This is a genomic window from Actinomyces lilanjuaniae, assembly GCF_003606385.1.
In the GTDB taxonomy this organism is placed as follows: Bacteria; Actinomycetota; Actinomycetes; order Actinomycetales; family Actinomycetaceae; genus Actinomyces; species Actinomyces lilanjuaniae.
The window spans coordinates 2006674-2020953 of sequence record NZ_CP032514.1 but is presented as its reverse complement, the minus strand read 5'-3'; the positions used below and the strand labels follow the sequence as shown (position 1 = coordinate 2020953).

12 protein-coding genes are annotated in these 14280 nt (G+C 68.3%); 2 read left to right on the top strand and 10 right to left on the bottom strand.

The features are described from left to right. Positions 1-11: 11 nt before the first annotated feature. Together D5R93_RS08635 and D5R93_RS08630 are read right to left on the bottom strand one after the other, a co-directional pair. Complete coding sequence (locus D5R93_RS08635) at positions 12-917, bottom strand: carbohydrate ABC transporter permease (RefSeq protein ID WP_119836114.1); 906 nt, start codon at positions 915-917, stop codon at positions 12-14. Positions 918-1049: 132 nt separating this feature from the next. After that, on the bottom strand, positions 1050-3248 hold the full coding sequence (locus D5R93_RS08630) for an alpha-galactosidase (protein ID WP_120204762.1): 2199 nt from the start codon (positions 3246-3248) through the stop codon (positions 1050-1052). A gap of 215 nt (positions 3249-3463) precedes the next feature. On the opposite strand from D5R93_RS08630, the gene D5R93_RS08625 reads away from it, so the two are divergent. Together D5R93_RS08625 and D5R93_RS08620 are read left to right on the top strand one after the other, a co-directional pair. Continuing rightward, positions 3464-4645 (top strand): ROK family transcriptional regulator, encoded by a 1182-nt coding sequence (locus tag D5R93_RS08625; protein ID WP_120204760.1) that lies wholly within the window; start codon positions 3464-3466, stop codon positions 4643-4645. A gap of 178 nt (positions 4646-4823) precedes the next feature. After that, positions 4824-6341 carry an NAD(P)/FAD-dependent oxidoreductase gene (locus D5R93_RS08620; RefSeq protein WP_120204757.1) on the top strand — a complete coding sequence of 506 codons (1518 nt, stop codon included), beginning with the start codon at positions 4824-4826 and terminating at the stop codon, positions 6339-6341. A 67-nt stretch (positions 6342-6408) separates the two neighbouring features. Here D5R93_RS08620 and D5R93_RS08615 read toward each other — a convergent pair whose 3' ends face one another. The 8 genes from D5R93_RS08615 to D5R93_RS08580 all read right to left on the bottom strand — a co-directional run bounded on the left by D5R93_RS08615 (position 6409) and on the right by D5R93_RS08580 (position 14277). Then, positions 6409-8130, bottom strand: a complete 1722-nt coding sequence (locus D5R93_RS08615; RefSeq protein WP_120204755.1) for an FtsX-like permease family protein — start codon at positions 8128-8130, stop codon at positions 6409-6411. 5 nt (positions 8131-8135) lie between these two features. Continuing rightward, positions 8136-8909 carry an ABC transporter permease family protein gene (locus D5R93_RS08610; protein WP_120204753.1) on the bottom strand — a complete coding sequence of 258 codons (774 nt, stop codon included), beginning with the start codon at positions 8907-8909 and terminating at the stop codon, positions 8136-8138. Further along, positions 8906-9625 carry an ABC transporter ATP-binding protein gene (locus D5R93_RS08605; RefSeq protein ID WP_243106679.1) on the bottom strand — a complete coding sequence of 240 codons (720 nt, stop codon included), beginning with the start codon at positions 9623-9625 and terminating at the stop codon, positions 8906-8908. Before D5R93_RS08605 ends, D5R93_RS08610 begins: the two co-directional genes overlap by 4 nt. 494 nt (positions 9626-10119) lie before the next feature. Then, a complete protein-coding gene (locus D5R93_RS08600) occupies positions 10120-10875 on the bottom strand; it encodes a hypothetical protein (protein ID WP_120204749.1) in 756 nt (251 codons plus the stop codon). 98 nt (positions 10876-10973) lie between these two features. Next, the gene (locus D5R93_RS08595; RefSeq protein WP_120204747.1) at positions 10974-11879 is read right to left on the bottom strand and encodes an ABC transporter ATP-binding protein; all 906 of its coding nucleotides are present in this window, start codon (positions 11877-11879) and stop codon (positions 10974-10976) included. Between the two features lie 4 nt (positions 11880-11883). Further along, complete coding sequence (locus D5R93_RS08590; protein WP_120204745.1) at positions 11884-12504, bottom strand: ABC transporter ATP-binding protein; 621 nt, start codon at positions 12502-12504, stop codon at positions 11884-11886. Further along, positions 12501-13886 carry a hypothetical protein gene (locus tag D5R93_RS08585; RefSeq protein ID WP_120204743.1) on the bottom strand — a complete coding sequence of 462 codons (1386 nt, stop codon included), beginning with the start codon at positions 13884-13886 and terminating at the stop codon, positions 12501-12503. The genes D5R93_RS08590 and D5R93_RS08585 overlap by 4 nt, the downstream gene beginning before the upstream one ends. 16 nt (positions 13887-13902) lie before the next feature. Beyond that, positions 13903-14277, bottom strand: coding sequence for a hypothetical protein (locus D5R93_RS08580; RefSeq protein WP_120204742.1), 375 nt, complete (start codon positions 14275-14277; stop codon positions 13903-13905). Positions 14278-14280: the final 3 nt, after the last annotated feature.

Genomic DNA, 14280 nt, shown 5'->3' with positions numbered 1-14280 from the left:
TCGTGCCCCTCTCAGTCCAGGTCCGTCTCGTTGGCGCGGGTCATGCGGTACTGCGCGACCGTGATGACGGCCAGGACCACCAGCAGCCCCACGGCCATGGCGGAGGCGTAGCCGAACTGGAAGCGGTCGAAGGCCATGTCGTAGATGTAGTACTGCAGCACTCGGCTGGCATTGACCGGGCCTCCCTGGGTGGTCACTGACACCGTGTCGAAGACCTGGAAGGAGCCGATCATCGTCATGATGAGCACCAGGGCCAAGATGGGGCGCAGCAGCGGGACCGTGATGCGCCAGAACATGGTCCACTCGCTGGCGCCGTCCACCTTGCCCGCCTCGTAGACGGTGCCCGGGATCGACTGCAGCCCGGCAAAGATGAGCAGGGCGGTGTAGCCCACGTGGCGCCACACGTTAATGACGGCGATGGTGGGGATGGCCAGGGCCGAGGAGAAGAAGTTCACCCGCTCACCGGTCAGGCCCTGGATGAGCTCGTTAGAGATCCCTAGCGTGTTGTCGAGGATCCACAGCCACAGCATGGCAACGACCACGTTGGAGACCAGGTAGGGGGTCAGCACGATGGAGCGCACCAGCGTGGACTGGGTCAGGCGCTGCATGAGCACGGCGATGGCCAGGGCCAGGACCGTCTGGAGCCCGATGTTGATGACGACGTACTCCAGAGTCACCCACACGGCGTTCCAGAAGGTCGAGTCGGAGGCCATGCGCTGGTAGTTGGACAGTCCCGTGAACTCCTCGGGGGTGAGCAGGTTGTACTCGGTGAAGGAGAGCCAGATACCGCGGGCCAGCGGCCAGAGGAAGAAGGCGACCAGGCCGATCGTCGCGGGGACGATGAAGGCCAGGCCCAGCCTGAGGTCGGAGCGGGGACGGCGACTGGCTTGTCGCGCGACCGGGGTCGAGATTGACATCGGGTCTCCAAATCGACGGTGATTATGGACAGACTGTGGACGGGGGCGGTGGTGCGGAAAGAGTGTGGACGGGTGCTCAGGGCCGGGACGGCGCGTGCGGGAGGGTCAGTAGGTCCAGTGGTGTCGGCGGGCTCAGTCCACGGCGGTGGCGCGCACCAGGACCAGGTGGTCGGGGTGGAGGACGGGAAGGGCCAGGCCCGTGGTGGTCAGGAACGAGCCCGGCAGGACGACGCCGTCCTCGCCCATCCACCCGGCCTGCCTCTCCAGCTCTGGGTAGGGGGGCGCGGCTAGGCGGACGTGGTAGCGACGCCGCGGGTCCAGGCCGGGAAGCGGCCGTGGCGCCGTGGGCCATGTCAGGGGCTGGGCCAGGCAGGCGATCTCGAACAGGGCCTGGGAGCCGTCGTCGGCGACAACGCCCTCGATACGCAGGGCCTCGTCCTGGTCGAGGTCGGCGTGGACCGTCCGCCCGGAGTGGAGGAGTCCGCGCAGCTCCTTGTGCAGCGCGATGGCGGCGGCCAGGCGCTCGCGCGTGGGCTCGTCGGCGGCGGTGAGGTCCCACTCCACGCCCATGTGGCCCCACAGGGCCGTGCCAGCCCGGAAGTCGAGGTCGAGGTCGCGCAGCGTAGTGTGGGCGCGGCCGGAGCCCACATGGGTCCCCACGAGCTCGGGAGGCAGCAGGAGCGAGGTGCCCCGCTGGATGTCATGGCGGTCGTGGGCGTCGATGCAGTCCGAGGCCCACACACGCTGGACCCGCTCTGCCACACCCAGGTCCACGCGCCCGCCCCCGCCTGCGCAGGACTCGATCTCCAGCTCCGGGAAGCGCTCGCGCAGGGCGTCCAGGAGACGGTAGTAGGCCAGGGTCTGGTCGTGCACCGCCGCGGCCCCCGGCCGGGTTCCCAGCTCGGGGTTGGACGTCATGTGTCCCGTGGCCAGGAGGGGGGAGTTGTGGTCCCACTTGATGTAGGCGATGCCCAGGCGCTCCACCAGGGAGGAGATCGCCTCCAGGAGGTAGTCCCAGGCGCCCGGGGCGGTCAGGTCCAGGACCCGCTGGTGACGGTGCTCGGGGGCGCCCCCGGCGCCGTCGGAGAGGATCCACTCGGGATGGGCGCGGGCCAGGTCGGAGTCGGTGTTGATCATCTCCGGCTCGAACCACAGACCGAGCTCCATGCCCAGGCGGTGCACGTGCTCCGCCAGCGGCTCCAGCCCCTGGGGCCAGGCCTGGGCGGAGACCTGCCAGTCTCCCAGGCCGGAGGTGTCGTCGCGACGGGAGCCGAACCACCCGTCGTCCAGGACGTAGCGCTCGATACCGACCTGGGCGGCGGCGTCGGCGAGCTCCTTGAGCGTGTCGAGGTCGTGGTCGAAGTAGACCGCCTCCCAGGTGTTGAGCAGCACGGGGCGGGGACGCTGAGGGTGGGAAGGCAGGGACCTCAGCCAGTCGTGGCTGCGGTGGGACAGGGCGTCCAGTCCCTCCCCCCAGGAGAAGTACAGCCACGGCGTGGTGTAGGTCTCTCCCGGCCCCAGAATCACCTCTCCGGGCAGGAGCAGCTCCCCGGCACCGAGCAGCTTGGGGCCTGCGGTGGTGTTCAGTGCCAGGTGGCGGCTGTTACCGGACCAGCCCAGGTGGACCGCGTGGACCCGCCCGCTGCGCCAGCCGAACCCCTGGGAGCCTGCCGCCAGCCAGGTAGCGGCGTCGTGGCCGGGTCTCCCCTCCCAGGACTCGCGGACCCGCGCGCCGGGGGAGAAGGGTGTGCGCACTAGCTGGCGCTCCAGGAGGTGGTGCCCGCTGGTGTCCAGGAGCTCCACCGCGGCGTCGGGCACGGGCATGACCGGGGTGAGCTCGGTGACTACCAGGTCCGCTCCTGTGGTACCGGCAGGGCGGTCGTCGCTGTCTTCGCGGTCGTCACTGACCCAGGCCCGCAGGCGTACCAGGCCGGAGGGCTCCAGGCGCAGCTCGGTGCCCAGGGTGAGGAGGTGGACTGGATCGGTGGCGAGGGAGCGTACCACGTCGGTAGTGCCAGCAGGCCCGTCCTGCCGGGAGTGCTCGTGGGCGACACCGGTGGGGTGGGGGGAGAAGGCATCGCCGTCGGTGCGGGACAGCCCTACTGCCGGACGGGCGGACCAGCCCAGGTGGGGCAGGGGAAGGACCGGCAGGTCGTTGAGTATCCAGTGGGTGTTGCTGCCCAGGCTGGTACGTGAGGCCGCGGCCGCGTCGGCCAGGTCGGCGCCCTCGACGTCGCCGAGGTCCGGCCCCCAGTGGCGCACCACCGGGAGACGGTCCTCGGGGAGGTCCAGGACCAGGGAGGTGCCCGCACTGCGCAGGTGGAGGGTCATCGTTGTCCTTCCAGAGGGGTGGTGGGAACCAGTTTCTTGTAAGCTGAAAAGAAAGGCTAGCACCTCGATGCCTTGGGTCACTCTGTGAGATCAGCCATGCTTGGGGGCAGTGTTCGGGGTGCTGGGCCTGCGGGACGTTGACGGCTATTGTTGCGGGCAGCGTCAGGCAGTGACCAGGGTTCGCGTGAGGTGAGGTGTGAGGTCTCGTGAGGTCTATGGCAGGTAGCGGACGTACGCTGGGGGCGCGGGTCCTGGTGGCCCTAGTGGCGGCCGGCCCTCTCAGCCGCACCGAGCTCGGTGAGCGCCTGGGGCTGTCGGCGGCCACGACGACCCGCACGGTGCGCCCGCTGCTGGAGGCCGGGAAGGTGGCCGAGCGGCCTCCTCAGGAGCAGACAGGTCCGGGTCGACCGACCCGGACCCTGGCCGTGGTGGAGGACTGCGCCACCTTTCTGGGAGTCAAGCTCACGGCCGACCGGCTCTACGCGGTGCTGACCTCGCCGGTAGGGGCCGTCCTGGAGCAGGAGGCTGTCCCTCTGGAGCGCACGGATCCCGAGGCCGTGGTGGCACTGGTGGCCTCGGTGGCTGCGAGTCTGGGAGCCAGGCGGGGGCGGATGCCTGACACCATCGGGATATCACTGGGTGCTGCCGTCGCGGGTGACAGCGTCGTCAAGGTGGCGGCCTTCCTGGGGTGGCGTGACGTCCCTCTGGCTGAGCTGGTCTCGGCGGCCACCGGAGTCGCCTGCACGGTCGCCAACGACGTGCGGGCCTTTGCCTACGCCGAGGCCTGGTTCGGCGTCGGTCGAGGTGCCGACCCCTTCGCCCTGGTGACGCTCGGTGAGGGGATCGGCTGCGGCCTGGTGGTGGGTGGTGAGGTGGTCTCTGGGGCACACGGTGCGGCGGGCAGCATTGGACACCTTCCCGTCGCCGTTCCCGAAGGCCCGACCGGCAGCCTTCACGCCAGCTCTCCCGGTGCCACGGACATACGGTGCGAGGTCGGGCACGTGGGTTGCGCCAGGGCCGTGGCGTCGACGTCGGGCATCACCAGGGCAGTGGCCAGTCGACTCGGCCGTGAACTCACCATGGCGGAGGTCCTGGACCCTAGGACGGCGCGCCAGTCGGAGGTCCGGGAGATCCTGCGCACCGCCGCGCGTGCCGCCGGCCGCCTGGTCGGCTCTCTCGTCGCCTTCCTCGACCCTGCCCTCACGGTGGTGTCGGGGGAGGGGGTCGCGGTGCTCCAGGCCCACCGGGACGTCTTTGAGGCGGAGGTCGCCCGGCTGCGGCACTGGTCGGCCTCCCCGGCGGCGGTGCAGCTGCGTCCCTTCGAGTTCGAGGAGTGGGCGCGGGGGGCGGCCGCGCTGGCCGTGGACCGCTGGGCCGACCTGGTAGGTGCCCGGTGACGGGGCCAGGGACGCCCTCCCCACGCTCGGTGCCGTGCTCGTCCTGGCCCGGTGTCCTGCTCCTGCGCCCCGGGTCGTCATGGTCGGGGGCGGCTGCATCCGCTTCTGTGGCGGGAACCACGGCAAGGGAGGGTGGACTCACCTCGTCAGAAAGTAAGGCTGCCCTTATTGTCGGGGCATGAGCCGTACCACTCGTACCACCCTCGCGCTGTCCGCCGTCGGCCTTCTTGCTGCTGGCAGCGCGCTCGCCCTGACCCTGCGCCCCAACCGCCCGGTGGTGGCGGGCCAGCCTGCTCCCCGGGGCGGCCTCCGTCCTCCCCGGGTCGTTATCGCCGGGGGCGGGTACGTCGGCTTCTGTACCGCCCGGGCGCTGCGCGCCCGGCTGGGTACCGACCAGGTGGAGGTCGCCGTAGTGGACCCCCGGCCGTACATGACCTACCAGCCCTTCCTTCCGGAGGTCGCCGCCGGCTCCATCCAGCCCCGCCACGTCATCGCCGCCCACCGTCGCTCCCTATCTGGGTGCACCATCCTCACCGGCTCGGTCACGGCCATCAATCACGCCTCCCGCAGGCTTACCGTCACCCCTCCCGTCCCGGAGTCCTCCCAGGAGGCTGCGCAGCCCTACGAGATCGGCTACGACCACCTCGTCTTGGCGCTCGGCGCCGAGGCGCGCACCCTGCCCATCCCCGGTCTGGCCGAGCAGGCGCTGGGCTTCAAGCAGGTCGAGGAGGCCCTGGCCCTGCGCAACCGCGTGCTGTCGCGCATCGAGGACGCAGCCTCCACCTGGGACGCCCAGCGTCGCAGGCGCCTGCTCACCTTCGTGTTCGTGGGCGGGGGCTTTGCCGGGGTGGAGGCCATCGCCGAGCTGGAGGACATGGCCCGTGCCCTGGTGCGCACCATCGACTCGGTGGCGCAGGAGGACGTCCGTTTCATCCTCGTGGAGGGGTCGCGCCGTATCCTGCCCGAGCTGACCGAGGAGCTCTCCGGCTACGGGCTGGAGCAGCTGCGGGAGCGCGACATTGACGTACGCCTCAACACTTTCCTGTCCTCCTGTGTGGACGGGCACGTGGTCCTGTCCGACGGCACCGAGATCGATGCCGACACCATCGTGTGGACGGCTGGGGTCAAGCCCTCGCCTGTCCTGGCTGACTCCGACCTGCCGGTGGACGTCCGGGGGCGGGTGACCACCCTGCCCACGCTCCAGGTGGCCCGTGAGGGTTGTGTGGTGGCCGGGGCCTGGGCGGCGGGCGACTGCGCGGCCGTGCCGGACGTGACCAGCCAGGACTCGGAGGCGACCTGCGCGCCCACCGCCCAGCACGCCGTGCGCCAGGCCAGGCTCCTGGCCGACAACCTGGTGGCCGTGCTCACCGCCGCGCCCGGCCAGGAGCCCCCGCTGGCCTCCTACGCCCACGAGAACCTCGGGACCGTGGCCTCCCTGGGGATAGGCAAGGGGGTGGCGCGCATCCTCGGACACAACTTGCGCGGGTTCCTGGCCTGGACGGCGCACCGTGGCTACCACGTCTACGCCGTGCCCACCCTGAACCGGAAGGTGCGCATCATGATGGACTGGTTCGCCGCCGTGGTGTTCCGTCGTGACCTGGCCTCCTTCGGCTCCGTGGCGGTGCCGGGGGCGGCCTTCGCCCAGGCCACCGCCAACGACGCCCGGATCGCCTCCCGGCGCCAGCAGCCGGGCTGAGACCGGGAGGCGGGAGAAGGCAGCGGAAGGGCGGGTTCCGGTCCCGCTGCGGCTGAGGAGACCAGGCTCAGGTAGCCGCTAGGTCCTCGACAGGGCGCCGACGTGACGCTGCGTATGCGGGCAGGAGGGCGGCGAGCGTACCGGCGACGGCGGCCCCAGCCAGGATGGCGGCCAGCTGTCCCCACGGTACGTGCAGGGTCATCTCGACCTCCGATGCTGACTGCCCGAGTGTGGTGACGCCAGCCCATCCGAGGAGGACCCCGGCCACCAGGCCGAGCGCGGTTGACACGATGGCCGTCAGCCCGGCCTCAGTGCAGATCATGGCTATGAGCTGTCCTCGGCCTAGGCCTACTGTGCGAAGGAGCGCGGACTCCCGGCGCCGTTCGATCACCGACAGTGCGGCCGTGTTGCCGATACCGACGAAGGCGATGACGACCGCGACAGCCAGCAGGGCGAGCACCACCATGAGCATGGTGTCAAGGATCTGGCTGTAGTACGCACGCTCCTGGGCGCCTCCGGAGACGTTGATGTCCTCGTCGAAGGAGGAGATGTCAGTCATGACTGACTGGATGTCGGTGGAGCTCATCCCGTCCTCCAGCCGGAGCTGCAGCCGAGTGACATCTGGGCTGGAGTCGATGCTGGATAGGTCGGACGACGCGACGTGCACGATGCCTTCAGGCACGTTCTCATCCACGACGACCTCCAGCGTCGTCTCACCGTCAGCGCCGCGCGCGGTGATGTGCTGGCTGTCGTACCGGGCGGCCGGGTCGTTCGGGCTCACGTGGACGCTGCCTGCCTGCGGGACAGAGACCTCTGAGTGGGCGACATTGCTCGTGGCCTGCTGGTCCACGCCTTCTGCTACGGCCTGCTGCACAACGCTCGAGGCGCTCTCCAGGTCCACGGCCCCTGTAAGGACCTCCGCGCTGGCGACGACGCCTGGCACATGTGTGATGGCTGCGATCGTTTCCGTGTCAATCGGCTGGCCGGGCGCTGTCTCAGCGACGAGGTCAATCGGGCGTCGGTCGTCGATCTGGGCGACCACGGACTCACGTGCCGAGCTGACGCCCGTTGTCAGCATCGCGAGCAGGATGCTGCCAATAAGGAGGGCGGCCCCGGTCGCGGCGGTGCGTCGCCTGTTGCGATTGACGTTTGCTACGGCCAGCTGCATGGGCGCGGACACGGGCGAGACGAGCAGTCCCAGGAGCCTCATGATCCCTGGAAGCAGGACCGACGAGGCCACGAGAACTCCAAGGACGGCGAGGAGGCCACCAGCCACGGCCACAGTAATTGATCCCCGTCTTGCCGCGTACACCATTGCGACTGCGCCAAGAGCTGTCAGCCCTGGTCCGATGACGGCCGCCGCAGTCGATACCCGTCTCGTGGAGACAGCCTCAAGAGGCCGCAGGGCGACGATGGGGCGTACCTTGGTGGCATTGCGGGCCGGTCCCAGTGCAAAGACCGTGGTCACGACGGTGCCGCACGCGATCGACCCGACCACCATCAACGGTGGTACGGACAAGGCCGACAGCGGTAGTCCGGCGCCGCCCGAGGCGCTTGCTGACACCAGTGCTGCTGCCACACCAACGCCGATGGCGGCACCAGCGGCTGAAAAGACCAGCCCCACGATGCCCGCTTCCAGCAGGATCAAGCGGTACACCTGGGCCACGCCTGCCCCGATGCACCGAAGGAGGGCAAGCTCTCCAGTCCGCTGGGCGACGAGCACACGGAACGTGTTGGCAATGACAAACCCGGACACGAGCAGTGACACCGCCCCGAACACGAGCACCATGCTGGTCAGCAGCGTGCTGGTGCCCGACAGCTGGGCAACCTGGTGCTCGACAGCCTCCTCACGCGTGAAGACTGACAGGGATGAGCCGACACGACGTGCTCGGCGACACGGGCCGACAGCGTCCCGGGCGAGACCCCCTCCGAGGCGCTCACAAGTATCCCCGTGGTCACAGCCAGCAGCCCAAGCGCCTCGAACGTCGTCTCAGTCGTGATCAGCGTCGGGGTCCCCTGGCTGAAACCAGCGTTGGCCGTCGAGGTGAGCCCCACGACGGCAAGGTCAGAGGAGTCGCCGTCGCCGACCACGTCCGTCACACGGAGGGTGTCGCCCACTGTGACGCCCAGGGCCTCAGCGCTGACCTCGTCCATCGTCACCTCCCCACGGGCACTCGGCCAGTCCCCCGACGACAGCTCCTGCCACCGGTTCTGCGCTGACAGCAGCGGCTCCACGCTCGCGTTGGCGCGTCGCCCACCGGAGGCGACCTGCACATAGGACGACCGCTGCGCGTCTGCCGCCGCAACCCCCTCCAGGCTGTCCAGACCGTCCAGAGCGGTAGCGACCTGCTCGTCGACGTCAGCAAGCTCAGCACTGTCGTCGGTGACAGCGACCTGGAGGTCCGCCTGGTCCATCTGGGCAGTCAGGCCGTCAACCATTGTCTGCCTGTAGGACGAGGACAGGAGCAGAGTCGTCACGACGAAGGCAACAGACAGCGTGACCGCGATACCAGTCGCAATCAGCCGACCGACGTGTGCCCCAACAGAGGAGAGCAGCACCTGGTTCATGAGGTGTGCTCCTCGTCGCCAGAGTCGTCAGGCTCCAGCCTGCTGAGCGCCTCAAGCACGGCACGCTGCGTCGGCTCCTGTATGGTCTCGCGCGTCTTGCCGTCTGCAAGAATGAGGACCTCATCGGCGTATGAGGCGGCCTTGGGGTCGTGCGTCACCATGATCACTGTCTGACCGAGCCCGGAGACCATGTCCCTCAGCAGGTGCAGGATTCGCGTGCCAGAGCCGGAGTCCAGGTTTCCCGTGGGTTCGTCGGCAAAGACAACGGCTGGCTGCGTCATGACCGCCCGCGCGATGGCGACGCGCTGCTGCTGCCCGCCGGAGAGCTCGTGCGGCCTGTGGTTCAGACGCTCCCCGATACCGAGCTCCTTGACAACCAGCGACACCCAGTCCTTGTCCTGCTTCTGGCGTGCGATCTTGAGCGGGAGGAGGATGTTCTGCTCGGCGGTGAGTGTGGGGATGAGATTGAATGACTGGAAGATGAAGCCGATGCGGTCCCGGCGCATCCTCGTCAGCTGACGGTCGCGCAGCCGCGTGATATTGGTTCCCTCGATCCAGACCTCGCCCGCGTCAAGCGAGTCCAGCCCGGCCATGGTCTGCATGAGCGTGGACTTTCCGGAACCAGATGGCCCCATCACCGCCAGAAAACTGCCGTGAGCGACCTCGAGGTCTACTCCGCCCAAGGCTGTCACCGCCGCCTCGCCCGAACCGTACATCTTCCGGAGATTGACCGCTCGTACTGCTGCCTCGCTTGGCTGCATACTAGTTCTTCCTCGTGTTCTTGAGATCGACGCAGGGCGGCGATCGTTTTGTGTGTTAGTGTTCAGGGTGCTCCTACCGAAGCCGCGCATCATCGGCCGTGGGTACCACGTCTCACTTTCAGGCTCGTCCTCCCGGAGGACCTGAAGGCCATCCTCCAGGACGAGCCGTCGAGGGCTCGCTGCCGGTGCCATCATCTGGTCGCGCCCCGTCCGACATCGATTCTTTGCTGCTGGACCGCAGGTACAACTCGCTGTAGGCGCCGCCTTTTTCAATTAGTTCCCGGTGGCTACCCTGTTCCACCACTCTCCCGTTGTCGACAACAAAAATGATGCCGGAATCAATCACCGTTGACAGCCGATAGGCGATCACCAACGCAAGTCGCCGAGAGCGCGTTGAAGAATGCACTCGTCCTGAGACGGACGGGCTGGCGCAGCAGGACAGGGCAGGTTCAGGCCCTGCGGGTACTGGCGGTCAGAAGCAGGGCGAGGAAGCATCCCACGACGGTGCAGGCAGTTTCAGGGCTGTTGACAGGCTCCTCGAAGAGTGTCGAGTCAGGTGGGACCGGCACCAGCGCATCAATGCTCGCAAATGGAAGCAGGCGCGTCAGGCCCTCCAGAGTCCCGCCGACCTGCCTGGCAAGAGTCCTCACCGCTGTCTCCGCCACGAACGGTACAGTCAGTATCAGGGTGATTGCCGCAGTCTGTGATCGGGTAGTAAGTACCGTACAGGTACCAACGACGCCCCAGGCGACTACTGCTGCCGAGCGTCCGAGTATCAGCACGGTCAGTCCTGGAACCCAGAGCCTGCCGTCAAGAAGGCCGGTGCTGACAAGAATTCCCCAGGTTCCGAGGCTGCCGACAAGCGCGACTGCCGCTGAGACAACGGCGGCCCCGAAAACCTTGGACATCACAAAGGTAGTGCGGGACCCGGCCATCATGATCACCATAGTACGGCCGGAATGGGTGTACTCCTGACCTGCGCTTAGTGCGCAGGTCAGGCCTGCGCACAGAGGCAGGACCGGGTTGCGCCCTATGATCAGTGTGGCCATGTCCAGGGCATCTGCTTCCAGAACGCCCCTCCTGCGCATCTCAACCATCACCAGTGCCATGGCTGACTGGATGACAAGGTACAGTACTATCCCAGTAATCAGAAGGGTCCGCACAGAGCGGAGCCCGAGCATCCGTAGCAGGTCGAACTGCAGCACCGCAGTGGCTCCTGATCGTGCAGTGCTTCGGTGCCTGTGCCTGGGGGCCACTTGTCGGAGCAGCAGTCTTCTTGTACGCCCCGTGCCTGTCCGGACGCTCATGCCGCAGACCTCCGGTGGTGGTCAAGGTGTCTGTGGAATGAGGTCTCTAGACTGGCTCCTTCTGGGGCGAGCAGGCGGATGATCCCACCGTAGTCATGCGCGAGGTGCGCGAGCTCATTGACCTGGCAGCCTGTGACCAGCAGTTCGTCGGTGGAGGTGCGTAAGACATGTGCTCCTCTCCGCACGAGCTGTTCCTGGAGGTCCGATGCCCGGCTGCAGGCTACCCGATGTGTCAGTGGTCCTGCAGACAGCTTGAAGTCGTGCATCGGCTCGTCGGTGACGAGCCTGCCAGCGTCAATGAGAAGGACGCGCTGAGCAAGGTGATCGAGCTGGGAGAGGTGGTGGGAGGACAGCAGCACGGCGCCTCCATGAGCTGCGAAATCGATGATGACGGAGTTAATCCAGCGTATCCCGAGGGGGTCCAGGCCGTTGGTCGGCTCATCAAGGACCAGTAGTCGCGGCTGCGGGGCAAGAGCCATGGCAAGGGCAAGCCGCTGCCGCATGCCCAGCGACAGCTGCCCCACCCGCCGACCTTCTAGCGTGCTCAGGCCGACAGTCTCCAGCAGCTCGTCAACGCGCCTTTGTGGCAGACCAAGGCTTTGGCACCAGGATGCAAGCAGGTAGCGTGCCCGCAGACCAGGGTGGGCTGTCAGGCTGTCCAGGACAGCGCCGACTCGATGAGGACTCGGAGCCCGGTTGCTGCCCCGGTACCCGGCGACCCAGGCTGTGCCGGGACCTGGCAGTGCCCCAAGAAGCCGGTGGAAGAGGGTCGTCTTCCCGGCACCGTTGGTACCAAGGACGCCGACAACCTCGTGCGGCTGCACCTCGAAGGAGACATCGAACAGACGCTGCTGGGAGCCGTAGACGGCTCCCAGCCTGTGTGCTCGCACGGTCACACCCATTGGCTTACTCCTTCTTGTCCTTCTCCGTCGTCCTTGGCGCGGGCAGCCGAAGCGTCGTGGTCGGCTGGAACCCGTCTGGGCTGCCGTGGGCGGCGACGACGACCAGCCTGCCCTCCTCGCGCCACTGGCACATCTCCCGGTTGAGCTCCGCGCGCGCCTGATCGTCCAGGGCGATAAAGGGCTCGTCCAGCATGACGACGTCGAAGTTCCCCAGGGTGCACATGAGGAGCCACAGCTTGCGCTCAGTACCCGAGGAGAGCTCGTCGGCGCGCGTGTCAAGCCAGTCCTCGAGCCGGTAGCGGCCTGCGCGCTCCAGTACGCCGTGGAGCCGGGATCCCGCCAGCTGGCTGGAGAAGGCCAGGTGGTCGTAGACGCTCATCGCCGGGTAGAGGGCGGGCCTGGTCCGCACCACCCTGCGCCAGGGGCGGGCACTGGGGCTGGAGGCGTCGTGCCCGCACACCAGGACGCGTCCGGCCCCCGGTCTGAGGTAGCCGCTGACCAGCTCGACGAGTGTCGACTTGCCGGAGCCGTTGGGGGCCTGCAAGGCTACGAGCCCCTCGCGCGGGAACCTCATGGAGAGGTCGGTGAAGACCGGCGGGTCGTCCTCTGAGTAGGCAAAAGTCACACGATCGAGAACGACGCGTTCCGGATGACCATGAGGGACACCCACGGCAGACCTCCAAGCAGGACGATGGTGGCGGTGACGGGCAGCGCGGCGGCTGAGGGGGTCAGGACCGAGTAGAGGTGGGGTCCCAGCAGGCCCATGCCCGCCAGCGCCCCAGCCAGGGAGGACCGGCAGCGCCCGTCCGGCAGCTGCGGCGCGGACACGAGTGCGCTGCCCAGGGGGCCAGCCAGCGAGGCCCCTACCGGCAGCAGGAGAGTGGCTGGCGTGGCAGGGGCGGCCAGGGCGAGGCAGACCAGACCGACGGCGCCGGAGACCAGGAAACCGTCGAGAAGGTGGGCCAGGCTGCTTCCGACAGCCAGCCCGTAGCCACAGGCACCCGCCTCCCAGGCAGCCCGGAGCTGGTAGCACCGGCTGCGCACGCCGTACCAGCTGACCCCTGTGTCCGTGATTGCCAGGGCGGGCAGCACTGCTCCGAGTGCCACGACGCGAGCCGCAGCCTCACCGTTGCGTGCCACCACCGTGCCGATCTCAGGGACGCTCGTTCTGGCGGCGACCAGGACCACGCACAGCAGCAGGGCGAGCGTCAGGGAGCGAACCAGCAGCGCCCGCACCGGTGGCACCCAGCACCCCAGCCGCAGCACCACCAGCGTCCGTACCGCCACAGGCGTCCGTGCGGACAGGGGTGTGCGGCGGCGTCGGCGCCGTGCGCGGACCGGTACCCAGGTAGTGCCCGCTACCGTCCGCAGTTCTGCGGCGGCCAGGCCGGTGAGTGCAGTACAGGCACCGGCAAGCCCGAGCTGGCTGGGAAGCATGCTCGGGGCGAGGGCGAGGGCGCCCACAAGGCAGAGCAGCACGGCGGTGAGCAGTTGACGAGGACCGCGCTGGTGCGTCATGAGCTGGGCCATGAGGCCGAGCTCAGCAGCCGTGCCCGCAGCGATGACGAGAAGGGACGGGGCGGCCCAGGTGCTGTCCGCCCCGCTGCCCACGAGCAGGCCGCTGGCTGCCAGCACGGTGAAGGCGCCCTTGACCACCGTTGGTACTGTGAACCGGACCAGGAACCACTGGGGCATCCCCAGGTCCACTGCCCGCATGAATGGTGCCAGCACCGGTGCCGTCAGCTCTTCCCGCTTCTGGGAGAGCGCTGTGTGCGCCAGCTGCCAGACACCCCAGGCGGCGGCCAGGGCAGGCCAGGGTGGGGTCAGGTCAACGGCGGCGCAGAGCCGACCTACCAGTAGCGCCAGCGCAAGCACCGGCACCACTGCCAGCACGGTCAGCCCGGTGACGACGGCGAGGAGCGTCCTGGGTCTCCATCTCAGGCCGAATCGTGCGGCCGCGTCATAGGCCCACAGGAGTGCCGCCGCTGTCACGGGGGTGGCCGTCATGACAGGCTGCCCCTGCTCAGAAGCTCCTGCTGGGGCGGCTCGCCTCAGCCCGCTCAGCCCAGGTCATGACGGCGAGAACAGCCAGCAGGCCGGAGGCGATGATGCCTACCCAGGCGCTCGGGGTGGGCGGGACCGTCTCAAGAGTGTGCGTGTGACGCAGCGTCCCGGTGACGGCAAGCATGGTGGCACCGATGAAGATCAGCCACGCACCCACCGCGCGCTCGTGGAACCTGGTCAGCAGCGACACCAGGACCAGCGATGCACCGGCTCCCGCGACAGCCAGGGGTATTCCGCCCGTGGAGCCTAGGAGCGCCGTGCCGCAGCCGCAGACGGCACTGACTGCGGTCAGTACGAGCATGAGGCGGCGTGCCGGGAGATGGTTCTTTGCCATGAT